This is a genomic window from Synechococcus sp. BS56D (assembly GCF_004332405.1).
Lineage (GTDB): Bacteria > Cyanobacteriota > Cyanobacteriia > PCC-6307 > Cyanobiaceae > Synechococcus_C.
Genome location: NZ_PHQU01000001.1, coordinates 198276 through 223409 on the forward strand (window position 1 = coordinate 198276; position 25134 = coordinate 223409).

The 25134-nt window shown below is 61.0% G+C and carries 39 protein-coding genes; 14 read left to right on the forward strand and 25 right to left on the reverse strand.

The window, feature by feature from the left end:
• Positions 1-338 precede the first annotated feature (338 nt).
• Both CWE17_RS01065 and CWE17_RS01070 read left to right on the forward strand, forming a co-directional pair.
• Positions 339-584, forward strand: coding sequence for a hypothetical protein (locus CWE17_RS01065; RefSeq protein ID WP_131454513.1), 246 nt, complete (start codon positions 339-341; stop codon positions 582-584).
• Positions 584-1063 carry a thermonuclease family protein gene (locus CWE17_RS01070; RefSeq protein ID WP_131454514.1) on the forward strand — a complete coding sequence of 160 codons (480 nt, stop codon included), beginning with the start codon at positions 584-586 and terminating at the stop codon, positions 1061-1063. The genes CWE17_RS01065 and CWE17_RS01070 overlap by 1 nt, the downstream gene beginning before the upstream one ends.
• Here CWE17_RS01070 and CWE17_RS01075 read toward each other — a convergent pair.
• The 8 genes from CWE17_RS01075 to CWE17_RS01105 all read right to left on the reverse strand — a co-directional run bounded on the left by CWE17_RS01075 (position 1053) and on the right by CWE17_RS01105 (position 3557).
• Positions 1053-1280 carry a hypothetical protein gene (locus tag CWE17_RS01075; protein ID WP_131454515.1) on the reverse strand — a complete coding sequence of 76 codons (228 nt, stop codon included), beginning with the start codon at positions 1278-1280 and terminating at the stop codon, positions 1053-1055. The two genes, CWE17_RS01070 and CWE17_RS01075, sit on opposite strands and share 11 nt — an antisense overlap.
• A gap of 113 nt (positions 1281-1393) precedes the next feature.
• Positions 1394-1609, reverse strand: coding sequence for a Nif11-like leader peptide family natural product precursor (locus CWE17_RS01080; RefSeq protein WP_131454516.1), 216 nt, complete (start codon positions 1607-1609; stop codon positions 1394-1396).
• Positions 1610-1651: 42 nt separating this feature from the next.
• Entirely contained in the window at positions 1652-1876 is a 225-nt protein-coding gene (locus CWE17_RS01085) for a response regulator transcription factor (RefSeq protein WP_240789182.1), read from the reverse strand.
• Between the two features lie 84 nt (positions 1877-1960).
• A complete protein-coding gene (locus CWE17_RS12160) occupies positions 1961-2137 on the reverse strand; it encodes a hypothetical protein (RefSeq protein WP_164498726.1) in 177 nt (58 codons plus the stop codon).
• Positions 2138-2202: 65 nt separating this feature from the next.
• Positions 2203-2517 (reverse strand): DUF3303 domain-containing protein, encoded by a 315-nt coding sequence (locus CWE17_RS01090; RefSeq protein ID WP_131454518.1) that lies wholly within the window; start codon positions 2515-2517, stop codon positions 2203-2205.
• 99 nt (positions 2518-2616) lie between these two features.
• Positions 2617-2823: a YqaE/Pmp3 family membrane protein gene (locus CWE17_RS01095; protein WP_131454519.1), complete on the reverse strand. Its 207-nt coding sequence runs from the start codon at positions 2821-2823 to the stop codon at positions 2617-2619.
• A 31-nt stretch (positions 2824-2854) separates the two neighbouring features.
• Entirely contained in the window at positions 2855-3262 is a 408-nt protein-coding gene (locus CWE17_RS01100; protein WP_131454520.1) for a DoxX family protein, read from the reverse strand.
• Between the two features lie 61 nt (positions 3263-3323).
• The gene (locus tag CWE17_RS01105; RefSeq protein ID WP_131454521.1) at positions 3324-3557 is read right to left on the reverse strand and encodes a hypothetical protein; all 234 of its coding nucleotides are present in this window, start codon (positions 3555-3557) and stop codon (positions 3324-3326) included.
• A gap of 123 nt (positions 3558-3680) precedes the next feature.
• Between CWE17_RS01105 and CWE17_RS01110 the strand changes: the two genes are divergently transcribed.
• Complete coding sequence (locus CWE17_RS01110) at positions 3681-4004, forward strand: lysozyme inhibitor LprI family protein (protein WP_131454801.1); 324 nt, start codon at positions 3681-3683, stop codon at positions 4002-4004.
• A gap of 13 nt (positions 4005-4017) precedes the next feature.
• Positions 4018-4251 (forward strand): hypothetical protein, encoded by a 234-nt coding sequence (locus tag CWE17_RS01115; RefSeq protein WP_240789183.1) that lies wholly within the window; start codon positions 4018-4020, stop codon positions 4249-4251.
• 6 nt (positions 4252-4257) lie between these two features.
• On the opposite strand, the gene CWE17_RS01120 is transcribed toward CWE17_RS01115, so the two are convergent.
• Positions 4258-4629 (reverse strand): hypothetical protein, encoded by a 372-nt coding sequence (locus tag CWE17_RS01120; RefSeq protein ID WP_131454523.1) that lies wholly within the window; start codon positions 4627-4629, stop codon positions 4258-4260.
• Positions 4630-4684: 55 nt separating this feature from the next.
• Between CWE17_RS01120 and CWE17_RS01125 the strand changes: the two genes are divergently transcribed.
• Complete coding sequence (locus tag CWE17_RS01125) at positions 4685-5041, forward strand: hypothetical protein (protein WP_240789184.1); 357 nt, start codon at positions 4685-4687, stop codon at positions 5039-5041.
• 19 nt (positions 5042-5060) lie between these two features.
• Here CWE17_RS01125 and CWE17_RS01130 read toward each other — a convergent pair whose 3' ends face one another.
• The 4 genes from CWE17_RS01130 to CWE17_RS01145 form a co-directional block, all read right to left on the reverse strand.
• On the reverse strand, positions 5061-5504 hold the full coding sequence (locus CWE17_RS01130; RefSeq protein ID WP_131454524.1) for a hypothetical protein: 444 nt from the start codon (positions 5502-5504) through the stop codon (positions 5061-5063).
• Between the two features lie 114 nt (positions 5505-5618).
• Positions 5619-6026 (reverse strand): glycine zipper 2TM domain-containing protein, encoded by a 408-nt coding sequence (locus CWE17_RS01135; protein WP_131454525.1) that lies wholly within the window; start codon positions 6024-6026, stop codon positions 5619-5621.
• Between the two features lie 116 nt (positions 6027-6142).
• Positions 6143-7126: a DMT family transporter gene (locus tag CWE17_RS01140; protein ID WP_131454526.1), complete on the reverse strand. Its 984-nt coding sequence runs from the start codon at positions 7124-7126 to the stop codon at positions 6143-6145.
• Positions 7127-7151: 25 nt separating this feature from the next.
• On the reverse strand, positions 7152-7565 hold the full coding sequence (locus CWE17_RS01145) for a lysozyme inhibitor LprI family protein (RefSeq protein WP_161971402.1): 414 nt from the start codon (positions 7563-7565) through the stop codon (positions 7152-7154).
• A gap of 101 nt (positions 7566-7666) precedes the next feature.
• Here CWE17_RS01145 and CWE17_RS01150 point away from each other — a divergent pair, with 101 nt between their 5' ends.
• Entirely contained in the window at positions 7667-8257 is a 591-nt protein-coding gene (locus CWE17_RS01150) for a hypothetical protein (protein WP_131454528.1), read from the forward strand.
• Between the two features lie 169 nt (positions 8258-8426).
• Here the strand turns inward: CWE17_RS01150 and CWE17_RS01155 are convergent, their stop codons facing one another.
• The 4 genes from CWE17_RS01155 to CWE17_RS01165 are packed head-to-tail and all read right to left on the reverse strand — an operon-like array spanning position 8427 to position 11909.
• Positions 8427-9395 carry an SDR family NAD(P)-dependent oxidoreductase gene (locus CWE17_RS01155; protein WP_131454529.1) on the reverse strand — a complete coding sequence of 323 codons (969 nt, stop codon included), beginning with the start codon at positions 9393-9395 and terminating at the stop codon, positions 8427-8429.
• A complete protein-coding gene (locus tag CWE17_RS01160; RefSeq protein WP_131454530.1) occupies positions 9392-11014 on the reverse strand; it encodes an FAD-dependent oxidoreductase in 1623 nt (540 codons plus the stop codon). Before CWE17_RS01160 ends, CWE17_RS01155 begins: the two co-directional genes overlap by 4 nt.
• Positions 11014-11178, reverse strand: coding sequence for a hypothetical protein (locus tag CWE17_RS12165; RefSeq protein ID WP_164498727.1), 165 nt, complete (start codon positions 11176-11178; stop codon positions 11014-11016). The genes CWE17_RS01160 and CWE17_RS12165 overlap by 1 nt, the downstream gene beginning before the upstream one ends.
• A gap of 59 nt (positions 11179-11237) precedes the next feature.
• Positions 11238-11909, reverse strand: a complete 672-nt coding sequence (locus CWE17_RS01165) for a L,D-transpeptidase (protein ID WP_131454531.1) — start codon at positions 11907-11909, stop codon at positions 11238-11240.
• A gap of 400 nt (positions 11910-12309) precedes the next feature.
• Here CWE17_RS01165 and CWE17_RS01170 point away from each other — a divergent pair, with 400 nt between their 5' ends.
• On the forward strand, positions 12310-14070 hold the full coding sequence (locus tag CWE17_RS01170; RefSeq protein WP_131454532.1) for a carboxylesterase family protein: 1761 nt from the start codon (positions 12310-12312) through the stop codon (positions 14068-14070).
• Positions 14071-14077: 7 nt separating this feature from the next.
• Here the strand turns inward: CWE17_RS01170 and CWE17_RS01175 are convergent, their stop codons facing one another.
• A complete protein-coding gene (locus tag CWE17_RS01175; RefSeq protein WP_130129669.1) occupies positions 14078-14344 on the reverse strand; it encodes a hypothetical protein in 267 nt (88 codons plus the stop codon).
• A gap of 65 nt (positions 14345-14409) precedes the next feature.
• Between CWE17_RS01175 and CWE17_RS01180 the strand changes: the two genes are divergently transcribed.
• The 4 genes from CWE17_RS01180 to CWE17_RS01195 all read left to right on the forward strand — a co-directional run bounded on the left by CWE17_RS01180 (position 14410) and on the right by CWE17_RS01195 (position 18288).
• Entirely contained in the window at positions 14410-16110 is a 1701-nt protein-coding gene (locus CWE17_RS01180; protein WP_131454533.1) for a protein adenylyltransferase SelO family protein, read from the forward strand.
• 131 nt (positions 16111-16241) lie between these two features.
• Entirely contained in the window at positions 16242-17198 is a 957-nt protein-coding gene (locus CWE17_RS01185; RefSeq protein ID WP_131454534.1) for an orange carotenoid-binding protein, read from the forward strand.
• Positions 17199-17271: 73 nt separating this feature from the next.
• On the forward strand, positions 17272-17943 hold the full coding sequence (locus tag CWE17_RS01190; RefSeq protein WP_131454535.1) for a fatty acid desaturase: 672 nt from the start codon (positions 17272-17274) through the stop codon (positions 17941-17943).
• Between the two features lie 24 nt (positions 17944-17967).
• On the forward strand, positions 17968-18288 hold the full coding sequence (locus CWE17_RS01195) for a hypothetical protein (protein WP_131454536.1): 321 nt from the start codon (positions 17968-17970) through the stop codon (positions 18286-18288).
• 5 nt (positions 18289-18293) lie between these two features.
• Here the strand turns inward: CWE17_RS01195 and CWE17_RS12110 are convergent, their stop codons facing one another.
• Together CWE17_RS12110 and CWE17_RS01205 are read right to left on the reverse strand one after the other, a co-directional pair.
• Positions 18294-18479 (reverse strand): hypothetical protein, encoded by a 186-nt coding sequence (locus tag CWE17_RS12110; RefSeq protein ID WP_131454537.1) that lies wholly within the window; start codon positions 18477-18479, stop codon positions 18294-18296.
• Positions 18480-18552: 73 nt separating this feature from the next.
• A complete protein-coding gene (locus tag CWE17_RS01205; protein ID WP_240789185.1) occupies positions 18553-19683 on the reverse strand; it encodes a carbohydrate porin in 1131 nt (376 codons plus the stop codon).
• Between the two features lie 266 nt (positions 19684-19949).
• Here CWE17_RS01205 and CWE17_RS01210 point away from each other — a divergent pair, with 266 nt between their 5' ends.
• On the forward strand, positions 19950-20714 hold the full coding sequence (locus CWE17_RS01210; RefSeq protein WP_240789186.1) for a hypothetical protein: 765 nt from the start codon (positions 19950-19952) through the stop codon (positions 20712-20714).
• 309 nt (positions 20715-21023) lie between these two features.
• On the opposite strand, the gene CWE17_RS01215 is transcribed toward CWE17_RS01210, so the two are convergent.
• The 4 genes from CWE17_RS01215 to CWE17_RS01230 form a co-directional block, all read right to left on the reverse strand.
• Positions 21024-21233 carry a hypothetical protein gene (locus CWE17_RS01215; protein ID WP_164498728.1) on the reverse strand — a complete coding sequence of 70 codons (210 nt, stop codon included), beginning with the start codon at positions 21231-21233 and terminating at the stop codon, positions 21024-21026.
• A 79-nt stretch (positions 21234-21312) separates the two neighbouring features.
• Positions 21313-22119, reverse strand: a complete 807-nt coding sequence (locus CWE17_RS01220) for a J domain-containing protein (protein WP_131454540.1) — start codon at positions 22117-22119, stop codon at positions 21313-21315.
• A gap of 9 nt (positions 22120-22128) precedes the next feature.
• Complete coding sequence (locus CWE17_RS01225; protein WP_131454541.1) at positions 22129-22794, reverse strand: SDR family oxidoreductase; 666 nt, start codon at positions 22792-22794, stop codon at positions 22129-22131.
• 6 nt (positions 22795-22800) lie between these two features.
• Complete coding sequence (locus CWE17_RS01230) at positions 22801-23013, reverse strand: hypothetical protein (RefSeq protein ID WP_131454542.1); 213 nt, start codon at positions 23011-23013, stop codon at positions 22801-22803.
• A 111-nt stretch (positions 23014-23124) separates the two neighbouring features.
• Here CWE17_RS01230 and CWE17_RS12170 point away from each other — a divergent pair, with 111 nt between their 5' ends.
• A complete protein-coding gene (locus tag CWE17_RS12170) occupies positions 23125-23289 on the forward strand; it encodes a hypothetical protein (protein WP_164498729.1) in 165 nt (54 codons plus the stop codon).
• Positions 23290-23305: 16 nt separating this feature from the next.
• On the opposite strand, the gene dcd is transcribed toward CWE17_RS12170, so the two are convergent.
• The gene (gene dcd, locus CWE17_RS01235; RefSeq protein WP_131454543.1) at positions 23306-23830 is read right to left on the reverse strand and encodes a dCTP deaminase; all 525 of its coding nucleotides are present in this window, start codon (positions 23828-23830) and stop codon (positions 23306-23308) included.
• Between the two features lie 72 nt (positions 23831-23902).
• Between dcd and CWE17_RS01240 the strand changes: the two genes are divergently transcribed.
• Positions 23903-25129, forward strand: coding sequence for a hypothetical protein (locus CWE17_RS01240; protein WP_240789187.1), 1227 nt, complete (start codon positions 23903-23905; stop codon positions 25127-25129).
• Positions 25130-25134: the final 5 nt, after the last annotated feature.

Consider the following 25134-nt stretch of genomic DNA (forward strand, 5'->3'; position numbering starts at 1 on the left):
AACACTGTGTGCATCGAGATCGGAGGAGCCCATGACGGCCGACACTCCACCGGAGCAAAACCGAGAAGCAGCCTGACTTTCCGGCCCCTGCTCCAACAGTTTCCACCCATCCGTGAGGTTGGTCCTTCGGCAGGCAACGACTGTGCGCCACGTCGATCGACACTCCATTGCACCGCCCCAACCGTGTTCCACGGAGTAGGTGCCCCGGAGCTTCATCAACCCCACCTCTGGATCCCCTGGCCCCAGGCGCCAACAGCCAGTCGCTTCGCACAGAACGCGAACAAGGCCGTCCCTTCCCAACGGAGGGGGCGGCCTTTGCCCATCAAGGCAATGCAGGCATGCCACGCGACACCCCACCCCAGGACACAACACAGAAGTGGTTCCGGAGTCACCTACTCGATCGGGAGGTGGAACTTCAGGAGCTCTACGAGCTCCCGCAGGGTGAGCTGGATCTGCTGATGGCGGAAACCGCTGAGATCCGCTCCGACCTGGAAAACCGGGCTCGCAACTATGGCCGCTGGTGCACAGCGGGCTACATGCTCGAGCTGGCGCGGATCATTGATGCCAGACGCATCAGTGGGTGATGGCAACCCCAGTGCTGACTGAGGTGCTGGCTGTGGTTCTGGCCACCACTCCGATCGTGATCCAGAGGGCGCGTGTGCTGTCGATCGGCGATGGAGACACGCTGCGCGTGAGCGAAGCCGGCCGCACACTCACCCTTCGCCTGGCGTGCATCGATGCACCGGAACGGGCCCAGGCTCCCTACGGCGCGCGATCCAAAGCAGCACTGGTGCGACTCGTCCCCGTGGGCAGCGAGCTCAGCGTCCGGGTGCAAACGAAGGATCGCTATGGCCGCAGCGTGGCGGAACTGTTCAGCTCTGAAGGGCGCAACATCAATCTGGCGATGGTTCAACAGGGCCAGGCATTTGTTTTCCACCGCTACCTGAAGCGTTGTGATCGCAAGGCCTATCTGGAGGCAGAGCGGCAGGCCCAACGCCAACGACTGGGGATCTGGAGCCAGCAGGGCATCACCCGCCCCTGGATCTTCCGGACTAGAGAGTGAGAGCTTTGGCGCTGGAGGGCAGCTGAAGCGTGCGCCAGCCGCCGGAATCGGTGCTCACCTCAACGCCGATGGATGACTGGATCGGATCAAAGGCGAGCAACAGGCTCCAGTGAATCGCTGCATCCAGGGCCTCCGGCAGCGAGGCATATTCATCATCGAAGTGGGGATGGGGCTGCAGGGCGGCATCAATCAGCCTGTAGCGGCGCGGAGCTGACATGCGCGGTGGCGCCAAGAGAGACGATCAGCTTTGGCCCGGCCGACGATCGGCGCTGTATCAGAGAGCACGCCCTGATGTGACGATTCCAGAAGCGTCAACCCTCCGCAGGGGACTCAGTTGTATTCGCCGGGGGTTTCCTGCTTGGAGACGGTGACCCGGCCCACCTTCTGGCCGGAGAAGCGCAGCAGTTCATCACCGGAGAACTCATAACCAAGCCCGGCAGCGATCTTGGCGACATCGTCAGCGGTGGAGGCGGCCAGCACGGTCTGCTTGATCTGCGCATCGTCTTGCATGCGCACAAGGAACGCCTTCAACTGATCGAGAGCCATTGCACAAAAGGCAGCGTCAGCTGCGGCTGCAGCTGATCATCATCACCCCAACGGATCAATCAGGCCGTAGAGGAGGGCCAGCACCGCCAGCTGGGTGCGATCGCTGGCGCCGAGCTTGTCGGAGGCGTTGCTCACATGGGTTTTCACCGTTTCCGGCGAGATGCCATACAGATCACCGATCTCTTTGTTGGAGAGCCCGCGGGCCACGGCAGCAGCCACCTCCAGCTCCCTGGCGCTGAGCTCCTCCACCAAGGGCGGCAGGTCCATCCGGAGAACCAGCGTGCTCAAGTTGAGCCTGCCTGCTTCGTGAGATCTGGGCAACAGCATCACGACACAGGCCGAGACGCAAGCTCAACGACGGCTCAGCCAGCTCCACACAAACCACACGATCACAGCCAGAAGCACCCAGGGCAGCAGCCCCCGCAGCAGGGTGGCCGCGATGAGCAACACGAGCAGGCTCACGGCGGTGCGCTTCACCAGAGCCTTGCTCTGGTCGGTCATGTAGTGCCAGCGGGGAAGGAGCGCCATCGACCTGGAACCTCAGGGTTGCCACCAGGGCCATTGAAACCCTGGCTTGCAAGCCGGAGACTGATTCAGTCGTCCATCGATGCGAACAGCACTTTGTGACTGGCCACCACCTCGGCATCACTGATCGCCGGAGTGATTTCCATCTCGACGCCGAACTGGGCTCGCCAGGGGGCGAGATGGCGGAAGAGCTCCTCCGTGCCACGGGCCTTCATCAAAGCCACCACCTGGCCCTGGCCAGGGAGGTGAGCCCGCTGAATCAGCTCAAAACCCTCGAAACAATCGTTGAGGCACCCTGCTTCGAAGTAGTTGATGAATTCCCTGTAAACATCGAGCTGGCTGTCGATATCGGGGATCGTGCCGATCACGAAATAGAGCTGCATGGATCTACGGAAGGACCTGCCGCTGGAACCTAGGCGGCACCGCAAACCTCACACGTATCTCAGAACACGACTCACAGATCCCAGCGCGAGACGCCGATCTCACTTGCGGGTCACGCAGATGTAGATCGCGTGAATCACAGCCACAGGCCACATGATCGCCAGCAGAGGAAGCCCCAGCCCCCCGAAACTGAGCAACCAGAAAATCAGATTGAGCCAGAACGCACCGGTGAGCCCCACCTGAGTCGCCACCGCCAGGGGCGGAAGGATGAAAGCAATGATGATGCGAACAATGTCGCCGACAGTCATGGGATTGCAGCAGGCAACCCATTGATAGCCATCAACCGCGCCACTGTTCCGATCTGGCGCGCAGATTGCTGAAGCTGGGGGCGGCGCCGGCGTTGCCGCGGGTGATCGCGAGGATCAACCCGCCGATCAGAGCCAGGTTCATGACAAAGCCCTGATCGATGGGGAAGGTGTGAAAGATCAGCGTGGTGGGCACCAAGAACACCAGCAGCAAGGAGGCACCGAGCACGGTGGTTTCACCAAACACCAGCAGAATCGCCCCCACAATCAGCACAGCGATCGCGCACACCAGCAGGAAAGCAGCCAGGGGAGCAGGAATGCCCTTAGAGGCGATGAAGCCAGCGGTGCCGGCGAAATCGGTGAGCTTGCCGGGTAGAGCATTTGCAAACACGGCGGCCATCAGCACACGGCCGAGGAAGTCGACAACCTTGGAAGCTTTCATGGCGCAGGCAGGCCGCTCAGGCGGGATCTGTATCGGATGAAACCTTAAAGGCCGAGGCGGCTTAAGCCACCAGGGCCAGCCAGGCGCCAGCGGCAGCGGCAAGCAAGCCACAGATCAGTGCCTGCAGCACGGTGGCGGAGGGATCCGGCTTCTCCCAGCGATCGATCGTGCGGCAGGCGATCGCATAACACTCACCGTTGCGATCGAGCTTGGCGAGGTAGCGCTCAATGAAGCGCTCATCCAGCTCCAGACGGTGGAGCTTGGCGCGGATCTGATTGCGCTCGAACTGGGTCATGGGCGCTCTTCTAACCAACGACCGCCAAGGGTCGTGGGGGCCATCCCCCGAATGGGGGATGGGGATGCCGAGCAGGATCAGGGCAGCCAGAGTTGGCCCACAGGAGCGAAGGCACCGGAACAGATGAGACAGCTGTTGATCATTGGCGCCCTGGCACTCGTTCCCCAACCAGCCGCCGCCCAACCAGCGCGGATCCAGTGCCCCGGCGCAACCACTCCGCAGATGCGCTACTGCGCTGAAAAGTCATGGGAGCAGTCGGACACCCAGTTGCGCCAGAAGGTGGGCAAGCGATTGATGGAGCAGTGGCACGAGGCCACCAAGGCGCTCTGCAGCTATGCCTACGCCCCCTACAAGGACGGCACGATCTATCCGCAGATGGTTGTCGGATGCGATGACCGCCTCAATCGCGCCTTGCTCAAGGAGTTCATACGTAGAGCTTCTCCGTGAGACAGCCCGGGCATTGATCCAGCAGACCTGCAAAGAAAGCACGCCCATGGCCAAGCTGGCAGAACTGAAGCTCAAACGTGTTCAACAGCTGAATACGGCCGATAGCGCATTCGTGATTCGCAAGCACAAGGAAGTGCTCAATTGGATGATGCGCACCTTCGGGCTGGATACCTACGGGTTGACCTGGGCGCAGTTCGGCAAAGGGGTGGGTCTGGGAGCCCTGGCCATGTGGCTGCTGCTGCGTTGAAGCAACTCAGAACACGCAAAAGCGCACATCCACAGCATCACCGTTGAGCACCCTGTAGCGGTACAGGCCGGCACGGGGCGTTCTGATCCGCCGATAGCCCGCGGGTTCGGCCATGCCATCGGCCTCCTCGCCCGGATAGATCACCATCACCTGCAAAGGAACCGCATCGGGCCGTGGATCAAGGCGTGGGTCAATCCTCCAGTCCTGCGCGCCAGCCAGTTGCAGCGTCAGCTCAACCGGCGCTGCTCCCGCGTAAGTGCCGCAACTGGATCCCCTTGCGAATTGAATCGGCACCACCGGGATCGGCGCTGCCGAAGCCGCTGCACTCAGCAACGGCAGCAGCATCGATGCGAGCCCAGAAAGAAACGAACAACGCATGGGCGATGAAGTGGCTCAACGGATGATGATGGACTGCCACAGCGTTACGCACTACATGATCCGCATTGCACTGGTGATGGGTTCAGCACTCCTCGTCGGCGGGGTCAACGCCATCACGGCGAGCAGTGCCGGTAAGGCCATGGCCGCTGAGCCCCAGCAGGCCTTAGCAATCCTGCTCAAACAGCTTGGTGCCAAGCCCCTAGGCCTCTACGACGGGGTGCGCTTGCTGCGGATCAACAAGCAGGGGGGCGGCAGCCTCACCGTGACCGTGAGCTGCGAGCGCGAGCAGTGGCGGATTCAGAACAGCGACAACCCACAAGGTCGCCCCAGCTTTTACGACGCCCCCTTCCTCGCAGCGAAAGGCATCAGCCGCACCTGGGTGTGCACCGGGCCGGCCAGGGTCCTGGAGTGAGGGATTGAAGAGCGCAGGATCACTGATCGAGACGGATGGACGCCGAGTCAGGTAATGGATGAAAAAACTTCGTCCAATACAAGACAAAACAAAGTGTGCCATCCGCTCTCCTCTCAATCACCCAATCCTCCCCAACCACAGCCTTAATCACACCCGAGCCAGAAGCAGGGCTTTCGCGATAGCGGGCCTGCCAATACACCGTGCCCGATGCATGAATACGGCAGGGGTCCTCGCACAGGGTAGTGAGAGCGAAATCACCGAGCTGATGCGATTCGTCGATCCATTGTTGATGCAGTAAACGGTGCTCCTCGAGAGAGAAAGCTTGTCCATCAGGCGCATGAATTCGCGCATCGGGATACAAGAAAAGCCTGGCGATACTGCTTGCGCATTCATCGGATGCGACTCCACAAAACCAATCCTTTGCGAGAGCAGAAACTTCGCCAAGCGTGATGCAATTCGACACTGAGACAGCCTTGCAATCGACACCACATTGTCAGAGAGCGGAGCCAACCGGGCGGACAGGATGGCTTCCGCTTCGTGCATCAGCGCAACCGCAACTGCATGGGCTGCCCCCAGCTCACCAGGGCAGCGGCCCGCGTCCTGCCGCAGTGTTGCAACCCACCTGGGAGCCGAGCAGTGCCCCGAGGGGAATCGCCCAGGAGCGGCCGTCATCCCGAGACATGGCGTAGGCCGCAGCACCACCACCGAGCCCACCGATCAGGCGACCGAGATTGCAGCGCTGCACCTGTTGCTCCGGTGTGAGTGATGGCGTGCCGTAGGCCTGATAACCGTTGTTCACTGGTGTTCCATAGCCATTGCCATAGCCATTGCTGTAGCTAGGGCCGTTGCTTTGGCCTGCATGGCTCCTCCACCAGGGGCGCGCCTCGGCCATCGGGGGGAGCAGGGCGCTGATGGTTGCGGAAACGCCAAGGCAGCAGACAGCCACTGGCCGCAGCCAACGGTGCTGAAACGCGAAAAAGGTCATGACGCTTGAGTGTGTGTGAGGCGGTCAGACAGACGCGATGCCTGTTGACCTACCACCAGCCAACTCCGAGCCGACGGCGGAAGGGTGACTGAACCTGAAGAAGAATCTGACCGGATCTATCCAGCGCCGATCCGCCGACGGCCAGACACCTGCTGAATCAAAACAGCAATCAAGATCAGCGCTGCCGCCAGCCCTTGCGGCCAGCCGAGTGGTTCGGCCAACACCCAGTGCGCGGCAATCAAAGACACCACCAGCGTGAGGGTGGCCCAGAACGTGACCGTCACCACGCCCAGCGATCCGTAAGCGCGCGCAAGCGTCCACTGACTCCCCAGGGTGATCAGGCAGGCATAACCACCGATCACTCCCAGCACCCACCATCGGCTGAGATCCATGAAATGGCTGGGTCCATACAGCGCCAGAGCAATCACAGCAAACGCGATGGAGGCCACCAGGCTGCAAAGGCCCACCGAGAGCCCTGGAGGTAAGCCGTGCTGCTGAATCCTGCGTGCCGAAAGCCCGCTGAAGGCGAAAGCCACCACACCCACCAAGGCCCAAGCGACTCCAGACAGAGACAACCCTCCACCCTCGAACGTCGCTGAGCCACCGGCTGCAGCAGCCACCAGCAAACCAACCATGATCAGCCCCACGCTGAGAGGAAACGTTCGCGGCAGGCGTTCCCCCAACGACCAGGAGGCCAGAAGTGCACTCGCCGGCACCGTGAGTGAGAACACCAGGGTCTGCTGCACTACACCCAGCGACTCAAGCGCGAGGTAGTACGCCACAGGGGCAAGAAAAAAACCGAGCACTGTCTGCCAGGCAAGCAGCTGCTTCTCCTGAACAGTGAGCAGCTTGAATCGTTCACAACTGGTGCGGCGATCCAGCAGCACCAGACCCACGCCACTCACCAAGGTGGAGAAGAAGAACACATTGCAGAAGCTGATCACTTCGATGCCCTCGTCCATGGCGATCGAGGCGCCGCGGAGCTGAAGCCACTTGAGGAGGGTGCTGTCGCTTCCCCTCAACAGAACAAACAGCCCAAGGCTCAGAGGGCCAGAAAGCTGCTGGAAGCGATCCTTCCCCTTCACCTGAATTCCGCTCACAAGTGGAAGCCGGGTCGGCTGGTGCTCAAGGCTTCAGCTGATCCAGAAGGGTCTGGGTCAGCGCCAACTCGCAGCGCGTGGTGAAAATGCCATAGCCCGTGCCCTGGAACGCCATCGACTTGGCATAGGCGCAAATCTTGCGGCGTTCAGCCCGGAAGGCAGAGGCCTGTGCTTTTGGATCGGCACTGGTTTTGTAGAACCCGGTCAGGTTGTCGCGCCAAAGCGTCTGAAACACCTCACTGGGCACCTCTTTGGCTTCCTTGGCCACCCGGGCGAGGGCCTTCTCCAGGGTTTGGTCCATCGTTTTCAGCGCGGCGATCACACAACCGGTTTCAGCCACCGTGCTTTGAGATGAGCTGCACACCTCCGCCGCTGGAGCCGGCAGCGGCAGCAGGGGCACGACGGCAGAGGCGAGCAGCAGAGACAGTGAGGCGCGCACGATCGAACCCTTTGTTCCAACTGGCCACCATCTTGGCTGAGTTCTGCCTGATAGCAGCTGCGGCACCTATGACTGGGCCATCTCCCCCTGCACTGGGCCCGATGCTCCGCAGCATTTGTCTCACATCAGCTCTGATCGCCGGCTCCCTGGTGGTTCCAGCCAAGGCCGAGATCGTGAAATCCTTCTGCGTTCTCTCCCGGCACGACCACACCATTCCGGCGGAAGAGTTCGACTGCGAGTTCCGGCAATCCCAGGGGACGGTGCAGGTCACCTCCACACGCTGGTCGTTTCTGTTCCCGGCAGCTGAGCAGGGCAAGACCTTCCAGCGCGACAATTCAATCGAGCGGATCCGGTTGACCAGGGAAGGGGACTACACCCTCAGCATTTATCAGGGCGGCAAGCCGGCTCCGAAAACAGCCCCCAAGGTCTCCAAGGCCTACCCCCTCCAGTGCTGGCTCAACACAGTCGCCTCCACCTGTAAGACCACACCTACGGCGAAGGGCGGCTTCCGCCTTGAGTTCTCCCATGCCGACCAACCCATCTACACCCTCACCCCGGTGGGGCCTGCCACAACTGATCGGCAGGAGATGGTCGACAGCACCGGCACCCGCTGGGCGATGAGCGGCCATCACTCCTTCCAGCTGGAGGAGATCGGTGGCTACGGCAACAAGATCGAGGTGAGCGCCCCCTGAGGCGCCTGCTTCAAACTCCAAGCAAGCAACTCCTTCCGCCCTGATGGACAAGCCTCAACAACCCTGGCGCCTCTGGGCCTTTGTGATCGGGTTCAACGTGGTGGCGTTTCTCGGCTACGCCTGGGCCCGATCCCATGGCATCGGCGTTCGCTGATTCAGGCCGCGGGGATCAAGCGAGCGCACTGTGAATCAAAGCCTCTGACAGGCGCCATAAGGCAGCCGCCAGCTCGTGATCGGCGCCCGCCGCACTCGTGGCCGTGGCCTCAAAGCGATGCATGCCAGGGCGCACCAGTTGGTTGCTCCAGTAGCTGAAGCCAGGGCTCGAAAAGGCAGCATCGGTGGCCAGATCAGCCAGCAACCGACCGGCCGTCGGCACCGATTCGGTGAGACGCAGCAGATCCCGTGCCACCAGCGCAAACAACGCCATCCCCAGAGGGTTGTTCTGGCGGTTGAAGCGGAAGAAGCCTTCGCTGCTGCGGGGAATCACCAACCCAGGGCTCCAGCTGATCACCGGCATGGAGCCCTCCAATTGCCGATCGAGCTCACGCCCCAGCAGCACATTGCAGAGCTTGCTGTCTTTGTAGGCCTTGTCGCCATCGAAGCGATCACTGCCATCGAGCATCACGAAGCCGGCACCAGCCCGAAGCCCCGCCAGATCCCCCAGGTCAGCCGGTTGGCCCACACGCCCTCCGCCGCTGGCGGGGTTGTGCACCTCCGAAGCCGTGATCACCAGCCTTGGCTGCGTCCCCGCTTGCAACAGCGGCAGCAGCCGAGTGGCGATCAACTGGTGGGCCAGCTGATTCACAGCGAAGGTGATTTCAATCCCCTGGGGTGTGAACAGCGGTGCCGCCGCGCCTGTGCGTTGCTGGCCGGCATTCAGCACCAGGCCATCCAGGGGTTGGCCCTGATCCAGCAGTTGTCGACAGGCCCTGTCCACCCTGGCCAGATCCGCCAGATCAACGGCGATGCAGGCGAGCTGACTGGACGTCGCTCCGGCAGCAAGCAGCTGCTGCTCCGTCTGCTCGGCTCGCTCGGCCGTGCGACAGAACAGAGTGAGCTGATGGCCGCTGCGCGCAAGACGCCGAGCCGCTTCCAGGCCGATGCCCGAACTGCCGCCCGTGATCAGAAGTCGTTTCATGGCAACCACGGCCAGCGCAGACCCAGAGCTTCCGCCGGATTCATCACCAGAGCATTCAAGGCGCGACCGATCAGCACCTGCGGTTCATCAGCGCGGATCGGACGCACGGGGTGTTCCCTGGCCGAAGCGGTGGGAGTGGTGACGACCCGACGGCGAATCAGGGAATTGGCGGCTTCCAGACCGCACACATAGGCCCGCTCCTGACACAGCCCCTTGGCGCCATGCTCGCGGCTGCCCATCCGCACCCAGTCGCCGGCGCACACGATCGATGGCAGCGCCGTTTCCAGGGGCGGCCGCTGCTTGAAGCTCCCCGGTGCAAACAGCGACACCGACGCCGGATAGCGCCGCACCTCCGCCTCCAGCACCGTGGCGGTGTGAAAGGCGGGATTGGCCACCGGCAACAGCTCCCGCATCAACAACGCCACGATCTCCTGATCGCTGAGGGCCGCGATGGCCGAAGCGTTGTAGAAGTCGCTGGCAATCACCGATCCCTGGGGTTGCTCCCCGCCCCACAGGGCTGCTTCCTCCCCCTTCTGCAGCTGATCGAGCATGAAGAAGGTGCCACCGGCTCCCCGCAACGCCTCAAAACGGGAGAACACATTGGCGGGATCGGCAACCTCCACATAGGCATCGAGCCACAGACGCACCGACACCACATCAATGGCACCAAGCCTGCCGGCCTCGACCAGCTCCGGAACGGCAGCAGCACAGGCCGGCGAGGCCGTCATCAACGCGCCCATCCCCTTGGCGCCCACGGCCAGAACCACCGCATCCACCGCTTCAATCAGCCCCTGCTCACCCGTTTCAACCGCACGGGTTGCCACCGAAGCAACCGCCGATCCATCGGGCGTGAGGTTCAATCCCGTGGCCAGCGTGCCCCCCAGCACCCTCAGGCCGTGGTGCTCTACGAGCCTTCGGGCCAGGGGGGCCATCAACTGTTCGGCAATGCTCTTGCTCTTGATCCAACGCACATCAAATGAATCCTGATGCGCGAGGGCGTAGTAGTAGAGCAGCTCCATCGTCACCGCCGCCGAGAGCTCTTCGGGCGGCTTGAACAGTCCCACCAGCAGGATCGGCCGCAGGAAGTCGTGGATCATGCGCTCGCTGATGCCCAGCTTCTCGAACAGGGCCTGGGCGCTGATCGCGTCGTAGCGCCGGAACACCTGCTCGCTGCGCTGCAGATCCAGCATGGCGATCAGCAGACCGGCGATGCTCAACCGATCGGCGATCGGCAGGCGCTTGAAGTTGGTGAGCGTTGCTGCCACCTGTCCCAAAGGACTCGGCCACTGGGGCGCATCCCCGAACACCGGCGCCGTGGCCTCCAGACCATCGGGCGACCAGAAGGCACTGGTGGTGAATTCGGTGAACACATCGCTGAGGCCGAGCTCGGCGGTGAGGGCATTGATGTTGGGGTAGTCCCTCCAGAAGCCACGGTTGCCGGCTTCAAACGGCTTACCGGTGACGGTGGTGAGCGGCGTGCTGCCGGTGGGATCCGCCATCCCATCCAGCAGGGTCACACGCACTCCGGCTTCGCCGAGGGCCTTGGCCGCTCCCCAGCCAGCCCAGCCTGCGCCGATTACCACCACGTGGGAAGGCCTGGATTGTTCCGTCATGGCCATCACTCGAGCGAAAACTCCCTGCGCAGAGCCCGCGCATCCTGAATGCGCTGCGCCGAGGCCAGCTGACGCAAACGCGTGTTCAGCCAGGCTTTCAGCCGGGTGGACGCCACCGATCGGTTGAGCAGCCGATCACTCGGTTCGGGCTCGCCGAAGGGAATGGTCATCTGAACCAGACGGTGCTTGAGGCTAGGCAGATCCGTGCGGCGGCCCGAAGGCGGCGTGCTCAGGGTGTGCAGGGGCCGTTGGCCGTCACAACCACTTCATCCCCCAACTTCACGGTTTGGAGCAGGGTTTTGAGGATCGGCTCCTTCACATTCAGGCAGCCGCCGGTGACCTTCTCGCCGACACGCGCCTCGTTGTTGCTGCCGTGGATCGCAAAGCTGTACCAGCGGAATTTGCCGTCGTACTCGTTGAATCGAAACGGCTGCTTCACGCTGTCGATCGGCTCCAGGCTGATGTAACCGATGCCGTATTCCCCCACTTCGCCATCGCCACTGAAGTCGATCGCGCTCATGTTGTTGAACAGCATCGTCTTGAGCTCGGCTTCGCTCTTGCCCGATTGCTTGATGAGTTGCGGGGCCATCACGAACTGGTCCTGGCTCAGAATCGCATTCACCTTGAAGCGCCCCAGCGGTGTGTAGCCCTCCTCGAATCGGGTGCCGGCACAGGTGACGCCATAACGGCCGTAGCCCACTTGAAAACTGGTGGGCTGCTTGCCACGCACCAACGTGCCTTTGCTTTGGGCCGGATCGTTCAGATCGATCGCAATCCGGATCGGTCCGTCCAGCCGTTCAGCGCTGCCCGAGCCACCGCCTGGCTTTGCACCATCCCGCCCGCCGCAGCCCACCAGCAGCAGAGCGAGAGCAAACAGCGCAAAGGGAATACGGCGACCCATCCCGAAGCAACAACCTGAATGGACCCATGCTGGCCAGGCTCAGCCCGACCACCCCCTGTGGCAGCTGACGTTCTGGTCCAAAGACAACTGGCACTGTGCCAGTTCATCCGGGTAGTATTCCGTCGTGAGGAGAAAAAACGCTTCAAGGTGGAAACAAGGTCACACTCCTGAAGCGTTTTCGGAACCCCTGCCTTCGGCGGGGTTTTGTTTTATCTGCCCACAGCGTCAACCGCGACCCACAAAAAAGAGGCCCCTTTCGGCAGCCTCTCGGAGGGTGTGAGGAGAAAAGCCCTGTGAGGAGCTTTCCTACCCACAGTCATAGATCCCAGCCGTCCCTCTGGGGAAGCCCCCACATCAGCCGTAACGACCACACAATGTTGGAGTGGTCCAAACCGGCGCGATGCCAACCGCAGTTCGTCCTCTCTACACACTGCTGAGCGGGGGGCTGTTGGCCACCATTTTGGCGGCCTGCACCGGTCAGCCCGACCCGAAGGCGCAGAACAGCGCAAACCCCTCCAACGTCTGCGACCCCTCCGTCGCCACTGTGACGCTCCCCGCGGATCGCGGTCGCCTCTGCGGTCGCCTGATCAGCAATCCCCAGGGCCAGAGCGCCCATGCCTACCTGGGGATTCCCTTTGCGGAACCGCCGACCGGCGAACGGCGCTGGACCGCGCCAGTCGCCAAAGCAAACCTGGGCGGCAGCACCTTCCAGGCCACCCGCTTCGGTGAGGCTTGTATCCAGCCCTCCGCTGCCCTCAAGGGTTTTTCAGGCTCGGAAGACTGCCTCACGCTCAACATCTACAAACCGAGCAATGCCAGCTCTGAGCCGCTGCCGGTGATGGTGTACATCCCGGGCGGCGGCTTTCTGGCCTCCCAGAGCCCAGTGGAACTCAATGGCACCGCGCTGGCTAACAAAGGCGTGATTGTGGTGACCACCAACTATCGCCTCGGCCCCCTCGGCTTCCTGCGTTACACCGAGAACGATGCCGGCATCCAAGGCAACTTCGGCATCCAGGACCAGCAGCTGGCCATGCGCTGGGTGAAACAGAACATTGCCGCATTCGGCGGAAACCCAGAGCAGATCACCCTGTTCGGAGAGAGTGCCGGCGCCATGTCGGTGGGCCTGCATCTGTTCTCCATTCCCTCCAGCAATGAGCTGTTCAGGGCCGCAGTGATGGAATCGAACATCATGGGCATGCAGTACAACTCCGCCCAGACGGCCGCCACCACCGGCAGCCGCTTCGTGGAGTTGCTCTGCCGCAGTTATGCCAATGAGAACTGCGCCGCCGATGGGCCCTGGCTACGCAGTCTCAGCACAGAAGCGATCGCCCAGGCAGAACTGCTGACGCTCCCCGCAGGAGGTATGCCCGGCCTGGTCACCGAGGTCCTGAGCACCGGAATGGTGGCCTGGACGCCGATCGTCCAGGTGGAGCCGGTGCTGGATCAACCGGATCTCGGCTACAGCCAAGGGGTTACCCCCAGGCCTTACGTCTTCGGGGTGAACCGTGATGAGGGCGCCTTCTTCCTGGCTGGCCCCAATACCCTGACCCCAGAGGACTACCGGCAACTCCTCAACAAAGCCTTCAGTCCTGCTCAGGCTGAGCAGATCCTCCGCTACAGCGAACAGGGCCAACGCCTCTATTCCCCCTCCAACTACACCCCCCGCCCCGGTGGCGGACTCACCCCAGCCAGCATTGCCCTGGCCCGACTGCAGACCGACTATTTCGTGGCCGCCGCCAACCTCAGAGCTGCAGGCCGGGCCTTCAAGCAGCAAGCGACTGCTGGTGTGCCGAGCTACGGATACCACTTCGTGTATCAGGCCAACTTCGACTTCAACGGCCTGCTGCGCTGCAGCGTGAACTCAGACATGGTCTGCCATACCGATGAGATTCCTTTCGTTTGGTCGACCTTCGTGGAGAAGAACGCCCTCGGAGCCACGGTGCCGGTCAAAGACCCAGGCCCGACCCCAGCGGAGTGGAAGCTGGCCGATGCCATGACCACAGCCTGGGCCGGGTTTGCCAAGGATCCCCTCCAGGGATGGGGGCATCCCCAGTTCAACGGCAAGCCTTCGGGAAACGTTGTGATCTGGAACGACCCGGTGGGGCAAGGGCCACTGATGCCTCCAGCCCGTTACGCCTTCTGGGAACCATTCCTTCCCTGAACAGCCCTCAAGGCGCCTTCTGGAATCCAGGGCCAGGCTTGACGGGGATTCCGCCGTTGCAGAAGTTGGAGGCAAACACCTCCTGGTCCTGCACGGTCCAGTCGGGCTTATTGGCCTGATACCAACGGATGCTGTCGAGATAACAGGTGTTCCAGCGAGCCGACTGTTCCGCAATCGGGCGCAGAGACACGGCAATCGACACCGCACTGGCCGTGGCGATGATCCCCAGCACCGGCATCAGATGGGCATTGATCATGTCGCGTGCTTTTGACATCGCCAAGAGGAAACAACTGGTCTCAGTCTCACTCCATAGCATCGACCAACACGGAAGTCGGGCCCATGCCAACGCGAGACGAGAGCAGCGCCGAGGTGATCACCGACTTCAGCCAATTCGCCGAGCGGGTGGATTACTCGCTGCTGGAGGCCCTACGTCCGGATCCCGAGGCCACCAGCGACGGCAACGATCACCGGCCTCGCCAGGTACGTTCAGGCCATTACGTACCGGTCACGCCCACCCCCCTTCCTGAACCCGAGTACGTGGCCCACAGCCAGGGGCTCTTCGCCGAGCTAGGACTCAGCGATGCCTTGGCGCACGACGCTCGGTTCCGCCGACTGTTTTCCGGGGATGCCTCAGTGGCCACAGGAGCGATGCGTCCCTGGGGCTGGGCGACGGGCTATGCCCTCTCGATCTACGGCACTGAATACATCCAGCAGTGTCCTTTCGGCACCGGCAACGGCTACGGCGATGGCAGGGCCCTGTCGATCGTGGAGGGCGTCTACGTAGACCGGCGCTGGGAGATGCAGCTCAAGGGTGGCGGCCCCACCCCCTACTGCCGCGGCGCCGACGGCCGTGCGGTGCTGCGCTCCAGTGTGCGTGAGTTCCTGGCCCAGGAGTTCATGCACGCCCTCGGTGTGCCCAGCTCCCGCTCGCTCACCCTTTACATGTCGCGCGCCGAAACCGTGCGCCGGCCCTGGTACAGCCCCCAGTCACGCTCCTTCGAGCCGGATGTGATGGTCGACAACCCCGCAGCGATCAGCACCCGGGTGGCACCGTCCTTCCTGCGCGTGGGGCAGCTCGAGCTGTTCGCCCGCCGCGCCCGCAGCCAGGCCCACCCCGAGGCCATGGCCGAACTGCAGTTGATCGTGGAGCACCTGATCGAGCGCAACTACCGGGCCGAGATCGATCCAGCGCTGCCGTTCTCAGAGCAACTGCTGGAGCTGGCCCGACACTTCCGGGCCAGGCTCACGCGACTGGTCGCCGACTGGATGCGCGTCGGCTACTGCCAAGGGAACTTCAACAGCGACAACTGCGCCGCCGGGGGCTACACCCTCGACTACGGCCCCTTCGGCTTCTGCGAACTGTTCGATCCGCGCTTCCAACCCTGGACCGGAGGGGGTGAGCACTTCTCCTTCTTCAACCAACCTGCGGCGGCCGAAGTGAATTACGGGATGTTCTGGCGATCCCTGCGGCCGCTGCTCGAAGGCAACCGTGAAGCCCTGACGGAGCTCGATGCGATCCACGAAGGCTTCGCCGCCGTGATGCAGCAGGAACTCGAAGCGATGTGGGCCCGCAAGCTCGGTCTCGCCATCTACGACGAAGAGCTGGTGAGCAAGCTGCTGCAGCTGCTGATGGCCTCCCGAGCTGACTACACCCGCAGTTTCCGGCTGCTGTCTGCCATTCCTGAGCAGGCCTCCGATCTGCACCCCAGCTTCTATGTGCCGAGCTCCAGTGAGCTCGATCAGCAGTGGGAGAGCTGGCTGCAGCAGTGGCGCACACAACTCCATGCCAACAGCACCCTGGAGGCAACGTCGGCCGCGATGCGTCGCGTGAATCCCGCCGTCACCTGGCGCGAGTGGTTGATCGCCCCTGCCTACGAGCAAGCGGAACAGGGAGACCACAGCCTGATCCAGGAGCTGCAGGAGGTGTTCAGCACTCCCTACGAGGATCTCTCAGCAGAACGTGCTGCCCGCTACGACCGCCTCAGGCCCCGGGACTTGTTCAATACCGGCGGCCTCTCCCACTACAGCTGTTCGTCGTAATCAGACAGCCTTCGATCACAGCAATTGCTCAAGAAAGGCAAAGGCTCACGCTGCAATTCAGCTGCGAGTCAACGGTCAAAAGCACAGCCACGCAGGGATCGCCATAGCTTGAAATGAGCTGTCTGTGGCTGATGTTCACTCTCGACAAAGCACGTCAGATTTTCCCAGAAACCCGCACGGCTGATGCCGTTCCAGCGATCACAGCACGCTTCAGGTTGCTCAGCCCTGAAGACCAACTGGCATTGATCTGGTTTGCCTATCTGGAAATGGGTCAAACCATCACCGTGGCAGCACCTGGCGCCGCACGGATGGAGTTAGCCAAGCCCACCCTCAATGAAATCCTTGCCATGAGTCATGAGGAGCAAACCAAGGTGATGTGCGATCTGGCTGCGAAAGTGCATGCACCAATCTCAACGCGCTACGCCTACTGGTCTGTGAACGTCAAACTCGGATTCTGGTATGAACTGGGTGAATTAATGCGTCAGGGCAAAGTTGCACCGATCCCAACCGGATACAAGCTTTCAGCCAATGCATCCTCGGTTCTTGAGGCCGTTAAGAGCGTTGAGCAAGGTCAGCAGATCACCCTGCTTCGCAACTTCGTTGTTGACATGGGATTCGACCCAAACATTGATGACGACAACGTGATCGCCGAACCCATTGTTGCCCCGACCCCGCTTGAACAACGCGAGAGCATTCTGATTCCTGGAGTGCTCAACCAAACCGTCCTGAGCTACATGCAGCTCCTGAACGCTAATGACTTCGATCAACTGATCGATCTTTTTCTGGATGACGCGGCCCTGCAACCTCCCTTTCAAAAGCCGATTATTGGCCGTGAAGCAATTCTTCGCTTCTTCAAGCGTGATTGCCAGAACCTGAAGCTACTACCCAGGGGAGGATTCAGCGAACCAGCGGAGGGAGGCTTCAATCAGATCAAGGTGACCGGAAAGGTTGAAACCCCTTGGTTTGGCAAGGAGGTTGGCTTGAATGTGGCCTGGCGCTTCCTTCTAGATCAGAACAACAAAATCTACTTTGCTGCCATCGATTTACTCGAATCACCGGAAGAACTACACAAACTCGGTGACAAGTAATCCAATCACAAGACCAGGTCCTGGATTGCGATGGACCCTACTGATTGGATCCGCCTGGCTCCTATCTCTCATCATGGCGGTTTTCCTAACAGCGGATCACTTCAATCCCGTGATCACAACGGTCTTTGTGCTCTTAAGAACATTCCTACAAACCGGTTTATTCATCCTGGCCCATGACGCCATGCACGGCAGCCTGACACCCGGCCAACCAAGCCTCAACAGACGGATCGGCAACTACTGCTTGCTGGCCTATGCAGGCCTTCATTTTGAATCCTGCCGCCTCAACCATATGCAACACCACCTTCAACCGGAATCGAGCGACGATCCCGACTACTGCGAACCTGACAAAGACGCCATCCTCGAATGGTACGCACACTTCCTCTCCCACTACCTTGAGCCCAAACAATTCCTCAAACTGACACTGCTCTGGTTCAGCCTTTACCTCCTCATGGTGAACCATCACCAGCAGGCAATGGCCTCACTGATTCTGTTTTGCGTGATCCCGCTGATCCTCAGCTCCTGGCAGCTATTTATCGTCGGCATCTGGCTTCCCCATCGACCCGGAGATGACACAACCGACAAACATGGAGCCCGCAGTCTCAATCTTCATCCGGCATTATCTCTCGCGGCCTGTTATCACTTCGGCTACCACTTTGAGCACCATCAATCACCCCATACACCATGGCATCAATTAGCAGAACTGCGGGCCAGCAACTCGGTCCAATCCAGCAGCACCCAGCACTGAGCTCAAGATCCCTCCCACACAATCATGTCGGCTTCAGACTGGACTCTCACTGACCAATACATTGCCAGTCAAGCTTTTGAGCTTGGCAAACAACGCTTGATCACAAGCCTAATCAACACTCTTCAGCGCGAGTCATCCCAACTAGACACCGCAGAATCGATCTGGAGATTGCATGATTTCCTGAGCAGCGCGAGGTATCAATATGAAGGACGTTCAGATTTTGAATTCAGCACCATCCTTTTCCATCTCGCAGACATGCTCAAGCACAATCTGATTAGCCTTGAAGATCTCAACGGGCTCGAGCAGTCCAAGCTGAGCAAGGTGATTGCGATGGCGATGTTCTGATTCGCCTAACGGCAGGTTTGCTCAGAGGGCCTGTCCAAAGCCATCAACAGCAGGTCGGCCGCCAGCAGATGATCCCCCTCAGCGAGCAGCAAGCGTCTCAACAGGATCACATCGCCGTAGCCAGCGGCATCACCGTTGAACACTGCGGCCAACGCATCTTCATAGGCCGTCTCACCCTGGTGAAGCTCCATCGAGCGATCCCTTCAGTACCGCCAACCTCTCGATAGCAAGCCCCTCACGGTTGCTGTCAAAACAACGTGGCTGTCAAAACAACATGGTGAGCTGCAGCAGTCCACTCAAGGAGTCATCCCCTGCATCTTTGAGCCCCACACGGGGCAACAGCGTGATGGTGGGCTGAAGGAAGAGGGCCTCGGCCAGAGCGATCTGGGCATATCCCTGCAGCATCAATTCATGAGAGTTAAAAGCCTCGGAGAGAAAGCCGCGGGTGTTGAGGCGAGCCCATGAAAGACCCACGCCAAGGCTGTCGTTCGGACGCGCCTCAAGAGGGCCCTGCAACGTGAATCCTCCGGTGATCGACGCATTCATCTGATTCGTGATGGATGGCGACCAACCAGCGCTGAAGAATGCATTGATGCCGCTGCTGTCTTGGTCCGCTCGAAAACTGGAGAGACGCTGATCCAATAGCACATACAGTCCCCAGGCGCCCAAGTCGCTGATGCACTGCTGAGGGTCAAGAGGATTGCACAGCAACGACTCACCCCCCTGAGACCACACACCCACGCCGAAGGAGCCGGGCTTACGGGCATCGCCAACGACCCAGCCGCTTCCCACCTCCATGATGTTGAACAGTGGACCGCTGAGCGACGGGGACGTCAACCCCGTCTGCACGGAGGCAGCACCAAGTCCTCCCCGTCCATCAAACACACCGGCACTCAAGTACGAGCGGTTGTCAAACCATCCCGGCTGAAGGGTGAACCTCAGGCCAAGCGCTGAATTGGTGTAGCCGGGCAGCCGACCCAGAAGCGTCGGCATGGAATACACCGGTGTGAAGGCCAGACTGGTGAGGCTGGAGACTTCGTAGCGGGGATCGTCGGTGGCGTCGGGGCGATTGATATTGGCGAACACAGTGCTGGCCGACTGCTTGCCGGCAACAACCCGCAGGCGCCCCTCAAAAAAGTCCTTGCGGATGGCGTACTCGAACAGCTCGGTGCGGTCCAGGGGTGGCGCAGCCACAAGGCTATTGCTGCCCTGAACACTGCCACTGGCCTTTCCGGCGTTGGACGTGGCATTCACCTGCAGTCCCTGAACCCAGATCCAGGTGTTCTCCAGACCAATTGCCTTGCCCAGATCCAGGCTTGCCTCCACCAGCAGTTCCTGTGCTTCATCGGTGGATCTGGAGAGTCCTCCTGACCACTGCCCCGAGGCGTTCCCCACCCAAACACCACTAATCCGAAGCGCTCCATCTGCAGGTAGCCCCAGCAATCGCCCCAATTCACCCGTTCCCGGAGCGGTCTGAGAAGCTGCAGGATTACTCGTTGGCGGAACAACCTGAGCCATAACTGGCCCGGGAACGGCACCCAGCACAAACAAGAGATTCAATAACGAAACGCGCTCAAACAGGTATCGGAGGTTGCGCAACAAACGGAGTCACTGTGAATCCTTCAAGTATGATGACACGCAAAACGAGGAAAACTAGTCCAATGAATACCTGCAGACTCCAACAAGAATCAAGACAATCCTACTGGTTCAAAATACTCCAAAAATTTTACGCACTAGGCCTCACCTTTCTGATCCTTTTTTCAGCCTGCCTACCGGCCTCTGCTCTCGCATCGACAGGCCTGGAGCAACAACTAAGCAACAAGAACGGAATCGCCAATTTGTTGCCATCATTCCGTGATGCCAAGGGGCACTTCAAGGTTCCTGATCCCACTGAAAATGCTCAAGCTTTTCTCACAGCACAACAAACCCTCACCATCCTGATTGATCAAGCCGAAAGCCAGGCACTCAACCGCCTCAAGCCAACGGAGCTGGAAAAGCGGCTCGCCAAGGCGCCCACCCGCCTACCAGCACGATGGAAACGCGCAGAAATTGCAGTGCGGACCGATGGGCGAACCCAGAGCTGCGCAGATGACGGACCGAATTGTGCTGCCTACGGTTCCGACTCGTTTTTAAACACTCTGGAACCGGTTGAGGGCCTTGGAGAAAGCTTCTACCGCAGCGTGAATGCGCAAGGAGAGGCACAGGCTCTTGTCTATGTACAGCCAACAGCAGTTCCCAGCGTCAGCAGACTCCTTCTTGCTGCTGCCAATTCTGCTGGGGTTTGGATTCCCGCTGCATACGCTTTAGGACCAGCAGGAGGAGAGGCTTTCATGATCGTCAACAATTGCTTAGACCTTGCACAGGAAACCAATGGAGTGCTCAAGCCTTCAGCAATGCTCGTTGCCGCTTTACAATGGGTGGATTGAGAGTGGATTAGAATGAGAATACTGGAAAGCTAGAGACAATGAGAAATAACGATAAAAATCCAAACACAGAATTACAGCACTCCCAATGCGAGCACCCAGAAGAAGCATTCAACTAGTTCGCATAAAAGCGACTGAACCAATGCAACCATACCCTGAGCCAATCGCAGCACAATTTCCATATCATCATGTCAACTTCAGAGCACTCTTCCACAGACCAACACAGTACCAATTACGCCACGTCTTTGCGCTTGAAAACCAACCAAGGTGATTGCGATGGCGATGTTCTGATTCGCCTAACGGCAAGTTTGCTCAGAGGGCCTGTCCAAAGGCGGCGATCTCTGCCGGTGTCGGATTCATCGCGATTGCCATCAACAGCAGGTCGGCAGCCAGCAGTTGATCCCCCTCAGCGAGCAGCAAGCGTCTCAACAGAATCACATCGCCGTAGCCAGCGGCAGCGTTTCCACTGAGGAAACTCCGGGCCGTACCTCGGGCAACCACCAACTGAAGAGACATGCTCATGGTTTCAAGCTGGCACCGCCAAGGATTCCAGTGATGAGACAGCAGATTCTCAGCTGATTTGCCGGCCAGGTCCAGGCCGCTACGTCATCAGTGATTGGTAGGCCTCGCTGATGCGCCGGAAGGCCTCTGCCGAGCCACCCATATCCGGATGGTGCTGTTTCACCAGGCGCCGAAACGCCTGCTTGATCGCCTCCTGAGACGCACCGTCCTGGAGGCCGAGCACCGCCAGAGCATCCGAACTGGAGGTCCAGGCCTGGGCGCTGCTCTGCCGGCGATCACTGCTGCGTTGATCCGTGCTGCGTTGATCCGTACTTCGTTGATCCGTGCGGGTGCGCCGGCTGCTGTTCGGACGCAGCCGCTGCCGTAGCTCCGCCACCACCCGGGCCGGATCCTCATCCAGCCACTCACTGGCCCGCACGCCATAGAGCGCGAAGGCGGCCAGCACGGCCATGCCCTTTTTGGTGGCCCTGCGCCCCACCGCCGACAGCAGATCGGTGCCCAGGCCGCTCACCAGCCGGTCAAGGCGCTGCTGGAGACTGAGCTGCGGGTGGAAGCTGCTGCGGTTGAGTCGATCCACCAGAGCCTCCAGGCCGCTCTGACGCAGGTCAGTCCAGCCCGCTTGCTGGGCCATGGCCTCGCCCCAGCGACGCACCTGGTCAGCACTCACCCGCGGCGGCGGACTGGCGGAAGGCTCCTGCCATCGCGGGGACTGCACCCACTGCTGACGCCTCTGCCGCTCAAGCTCCCGCTGCAGCCGTCGCACCTCCCGGCGCAGGGCCTCATTCTCCGCGAGCAGTGCCGTGAGATTGACGGTGACACGGGGATCAGCCCCCTGGTCCTGAGCGCGCGATCGAGAGGTCGACCACTGGCGCGGATCAAATCCCATGGGGTGCGCTCACCAGGGCAGCAGCTCACCATTGGAGTGCCAGAAGCTGCCGCTGGTTTCCAGGGTGAGCGCATCGATGCGCGCCAGCAACCCCTCGACCGCCTGCTCCGGGGCTATGCCATTGGGATTGAAGTTGATCATGCGGGTGCGTACGAGGCCAGGATGCAGGATCGCGACTGCAATACCGCGGGGTTGGAGGTCAATCGCCAGCGATTTGCCGGCAATGTTCAAGGCCACCTTCGACATCCGGTAGCCGTAGGAGCCCCCGGAGCTGTTATCGGCGATCGAACCCATACGACTGGTCATCAACGCCAGCTTGGCCCCCCGCGGCATCTGATCCAGCAGCGCCTGCGCCAGGAGCAACGGCGCCAGGGCATTCAGCTCGAACTGACGGCGGATCCCCTCCGGATCGAGATCCTCCAGCCCCATCGACTGCAGGATGCCGGCATTGAGAATCACCACATCGAGACGCTGTCCCTGCAGGCGAGCAACCAGTTCAGCGGGGGTCCCAGACTCGGCCAGATCCAGCCCCGCTTCAATTCGCACCCCCAGGGCCTCCAGCTCCGGAGAGGGCTCGCGGCAGACCGCAATCACCTGATCACCTCGTGCCTGTAACTGCCGGCAATACTCCAGACCAATGCCCCGGTTGGCACCTGTAACCAGACACGCTGCCATCCACCCTCAAAACACTGGCTTGCCACTCCCATCCTGGGGGATCGCCCCATCTCTGATCAGTCCAATCACCACGAAGCTGCGACCGGGATGATCGGCCGCCGTAACCCGGCAGGCATCACTGCGGCTGGAAGCCCGCACCCGCACTCTCTGTTCACCAGCCGCCGACAACAGGCAAACCTCATAGGACCCACGCATCACGCCTCCGGAGCGCACCCTCATCCGTTGTTGTGGCACAGGCGAATTTCATCCCGCCGGAGAGATGTCGAAATGAAATTCCCCTGACGGAAGGATCACAGGCAGGCCTAAACCGAATCCATCCGCACGATTCCAATGGCGTTCATCAGCCGCATTTGTGCCACCTCCCGCGGGTCCACCATTGATGCCGTCGGAAACGGCCGCTACCGGGTCTGCGATCGCCAGTCGCACTGCGCCGAAGTGGATGGGCTCTGGAAGGCCTATGAAACCCTCCGGCAGCAGGAGCAGCGGTCCGACTGAAGCCGCGGCCCAGCTCCTAAAAGCTCTGCTCGCTCTGGCCAGCGAAACGCCCCGCATAGTGTTCATCGCCCTCCATGCGCTGGAAGATGAACTGACAGATGGGCGTGCCCGGGGTGACCGCCAAGGGCGCCGGCCCGAAATTACTCATCTCCAGCACCTGGTGGCTGTCGATGCCTGGCCCCATGAACGGTGCACTGATGTGCACCATCAATCCGAGGCGTGCAAACCGACTCCGCCCCTCCAGCCAACCGCAAAGCCCCGGGCCGAGCTTGAGACGCTCGCGCGTGATACCCAGCACCGTCTCGCCCGGCATGATCAGGAAATGCTGCCCCTCAGGGACCTCCAGCTTGTCGGTAAAGCTGCGGTAATCGGTGTGTTCGCGCACCTCAATCACTTCATGCACCTTGCGGAACACCCGGAAGGTGCTGGCCAGGGTGAGATCCACAGAGGCCGGTCCCACATGCTCGGCCGTGAACGGGGAGATCGTGATCTGGCCGTGATCCATCGCCTCGAGAATGGCCCGGCGCCCTAACACCACCATCAGAACCCTTTTAGGGCGCTCAGTTTATGGGCTTTGCAGGGGTGGCCATCATGGAGACATTCGATCAACGCCATGCCGCTGCGCCGAACCAAGCGCTGGAATCTGATGGCCGCTGTGGCCCTGCTGCTGGCGGCGATGCTGGCGGTCTCGGGGATCAGCCAGCTTGATCTTCAGCGCGATGCCGACGCCGATCGCCTGCAGCTCAGCGCCCTGCCCCACCGCAGCAGCATCCGCTTGGAGCAGCAGCGGCGCGACGGCTGGAGCTCCCTGCGTAGCGATCGAATGTCAGAACGGGAGTTGCAGCAGGATGCGGAGAACGCCGCTGCCGCGACCTATCGCGTCACGGTCGGGGTCTACGCCACCAATACCTACGACCTCGACCTGAGCGTTCCCAGCTTCGCGTCAAACGGCTACATCTGGCTGCGCTGGCAGGAGCCGCTGCAGCGCTACCTCGAGCAGCAGCAGCTTGGACTTGAGGATCGCGTGATCCTGCTCAATCAGCTGCTCTCCGATGCCGATCCGGGACTCAAACCGATCGGCGACCCAGAACGTCTCGACGATGGCAGTTATTACCAGCTCTTCTCCTACCTCGGACGCTTCTACATCGATCGCGCCAGTTTCCGACGTTTTCCCTTCACCACTGTGAGCCTGCCGCTGGTGCTGGAGGCCGATGACGTTGACGGGGTGTTCGAGTACGCCAATCTGCGCTTTGTGCCGGATGTGAAGAACAGCGGTGTCGGCCTGTTCTCAGGAATCATCGGCTGGCTGAAACGGGGCTGGTCCATTGCGGAATATCGCCATCAATACGCCACCAACTTCGGCCTCGGCGGACCAGCAGCGGCCTACAGCACCCTGGTGTACGACATCGCCTTCGGCACCTCCTCCTGGTCGGCGTTCTGGCGCCTGATCCTGCCGCTGCTCGTGGTGATGGCGATGGTGCTGCTGGTGTTCAAGGTGCGTGCTGATGAGCAGGATGCACGCGCCGGTATTCCCGTGACCGTGCTGCTCACCCTGGTGTTCCTGCAGCAGACCTACCGGGATGAACTGCCCCAACTGCCCTTTCTCACCTTCCTCGATCAGGTGTATGTGGTGGCCTACGTGGTCACCCTGCTGGCCTTCGTGCTCGTGATCTGGATCGGACGCCGCTACAACGAACTCGAGGCCATGCCCGAGGGGCCACAGCGACAGGCGCTTGCCCACCGCCTGCACACCCTCGATGAACTCTGGCCGCTCAGCGTGGTGGGATTCACAACCGTGAGCGTGGTGCTGTGCTGGCTCACCCTGCCGCCCCTGAGCTGAGGGTT

Bases quoted from the DNA above. Each gene is read 5' to 3' on its own strand.
- CWE17_RS01065 (WP_131454513.1), top strand. From the start codon at position 339: ATGCCACGCGACACCCCACCCCAGGACACAACACAGAAGTGGTTCCGG.
- CWE17_RS01070 (WP_131454514.1), top strand. From the start codon at position 584: ATGGCAACCCCAGTGCTGACTGAGGTGCTGGCTGTGGTTCTGGCCACC.
- CWE17_RS01075 (WP_131454515.1), bottom strand. From the start codon at position 1,280: ATGTCAGCTCCGCGCCGCTACAGGCTGATTGATGCCGCCCTGCAGCCC.
- CWE17_RS01080 (WP_131454516.1), bottom strand. From the start codon at position 1,609: ATGGCTCTCGATCAGTTGAAGGCGTTCCTTGTGCGCATGCAAGACGAT.
- CWE17_RS01085 (WP_240789182.1), bottom strand. From the start codon at position 1,876: ATGGACCTGCCGCCCTTGGTGGAGGAGCTCAGCGCCAGGGAGCTGGAG.
- CWE17_RS12160 (WP_164498726.1), bottom strand. From the start codon at position 2,137: ATGGCGCTCCTTCCCCGCTGGCACTACATGACCGACCAGAGCAAGGCT.
- CWE17_RS01090 (WP_131454518.1), bottom strand. From the start codon at position 2,517: ATGCAGCTCTATTTCGTGATCGGCACGATCCCCGATATCGACAGCCAG.
- CWE17_RS01095 (WP_131454519.1), bottom strand. From the start codon at position 2,823: ATGACTGTCGGCGACATTGTTCGCATCATCATTGCTTTCATCCTTCCG.
- CWE17_RS01100 (WP_131454520.1), bottom strand. From the start codon at position 3,262: ATGAAAGCTTCCAAGGTTGTCGACTTCCTCGGCCGTGTGCTGATGGCC.
- CWE17_RS01105 (WP_131454521.1), bottom strand. From the start codon at position 3,557: ATGACCCAGTTCGAGCGCAATCAGATCCGCGCCAAGCTCCACCGTCTG.
- CWE17_RS01110 (WP_131454801.1), top strand. From the start codon at position 3,681: ATGAGACAGCTGTTGATCATTGGCGCCCTGGCACTCGTTCCCCAACCA.
- CWE17_RS01120 (WP_131454523.1), bottom strand. From the start codon at position 4,629: ATGCGTTGTTCGTTTCTTTCTGGGCTCGCATCGATGCTGCTGCCGTTG.
- CWE17_RS01125 (WP_240789184.1), top strand. From the start codon at position 4,685: ATGATCCGCATTGCACTGGTGATGGGTTCAGCACTCCTCGTCGGCGGG.
- CWE17_RS01135 (WP_131454525.1), bottom strand. From the start codon at position 6,026: ATGACCTTTTTCGCGTTTCAGCACCGTTGGCTGCGGCCAGTGGCTGTC.
- CWE17_RS01150 (WP_131454528.1), top strand. From the start codon at position 7,667: ATGCTCCGCAGCATTTGTCTCACATCAGCTCTGATCGCCGGCTCCCTG.
- CWE17_RS01155 (WP_131454529.1), bottom strand. From the start codon at position 9,395: ATGAAACGACTTCTGATCACGGGCGGCAGTTCGGGCATCGGCCTGGAA.
- CWE17_RS01160 (WP_131454530.1), bottom strand. From the start codon at position 11,014: ATGGCCATGACGGAACAATCCAGGCCTTCCCACGTGGTGGTAATCGGC.
- CWE17_RS12165 (WP_164498727.1), bottom strand. From the start codon at position 11,178: ATGACCATTCCCTTCGGCGAGCCCGAACCGAGTGATCGGCTGCTCAAC.
- CWE17_RS01165 (WP_131454531.1), bottom strand. From the start codon at position 11,909: ATGGGTCGCCGTATTCCCTTTGCGCTGTTTGCTCTCGCTCTGCTGCTG.
- CWE17_RS01170 (WP_131454532.1), top strand. From the start codon at position 12,310: ATGCCAACCGCAGTTCGTCCTCTCTACACACTGCTGAGCGGGGGGCTG.
- CWE17_RS01175 (WP_130129669.1), bottom strand. From the start codon at position 14,344: ATGTCAAAAGCACGCGACATGATCAATGCCCATCTGATGCCGGTGCTG.
- CWE17_RS01180 (WP_131454533.1), top strand. From the start codon at position 14,410: ATGCCAACGCGAGACGAGAGCAGCGCCGAGGTGATCACCGACTTCAGC.
- CWE17_RS01185 (WP_131454534.1), top strand. From the start codon at position 16,242: ATGTTCACTCTCGACAAAGCACGTCAGATTTTCCCAGAAACCCGCACG.
- CWE17_RS01190 (WP_131454535.1), top strand. From the start codon at position 17,272: ATGGCGGTTTTCCTAACAGCGGATCACTTCAATCCCGTGATCACAACG.
- CWE17_RS01195 (WP_131454536.1), top strand. From the start codon at position 17,968: ATGTCGGCTTCAGACTGGACTCTCACTGACCAATACATTGCCAGTCAA.
- CWE17_RS12110 (WP_131454537.1), bottom strand. From the start codon at position 18,479: ATGGAGCTTCACCAGGGTGAGACGGCCTATGAAGATGCGTTGGCCGCA.
- CWE17_RS01210 (WP_240789186.1), top strand. From the start codon at position 19,950: ATGAATACCTGCAGACTCCAACAAGAATCAAGACAATCCTACTGGTTC.
- CWE17_RS01215 (WP_164498728.1), bottom strand. From the start codon at position 21,233: ATGAGCATGTCTCTTCAGTTGGTGGTTGCCCGAGGTACGGCCCGGAGT.
- CWE17_RS01220 (WP_131454540.1), bottom strand. From the start codon at position 22,119: ATGGGATTTGATCCGCGCCAGTGGTCGACCTCTCGATCGCGCGCTCAG.
- CWE17_RS01225 (WP_131454541.1), bottom strand. From the start codon at position 22,794: ATGGCAGCGTGTCTGGTTACAGGTGCCAACCGGGGCATTGGTCTGGAG.
- CWE17_RS01230 (WP_131454542.1), bottom strand. From the start codon at position 23,013: ATGAGGGTGCGCTCCGGAGGCGTGATGCGTGGGTCCTATGAGGTTTGC.
- CWE17_RS12170 (WP_164498729.1), top strand. From the start codon at position 23,125: ATGGCGTTCATCAGCCGCATTTGTGCCACCTCCCGCGGGTCCACCATT.
- dcd (WP_131454543.1), bottom strand. From the start codon at position 23,830: ATGGTGGTGTTAGGGCGCCGGGCCATTCTCGAGGCGATGGATCACGGC.
- CWE17_RS01240 (WP_240789187.1), top strand. From the start codon at position 23,903: ATGCCGCTGCGCCGAACCAAGCGCTGGAATCTGATGGCCGCTGTGGCC.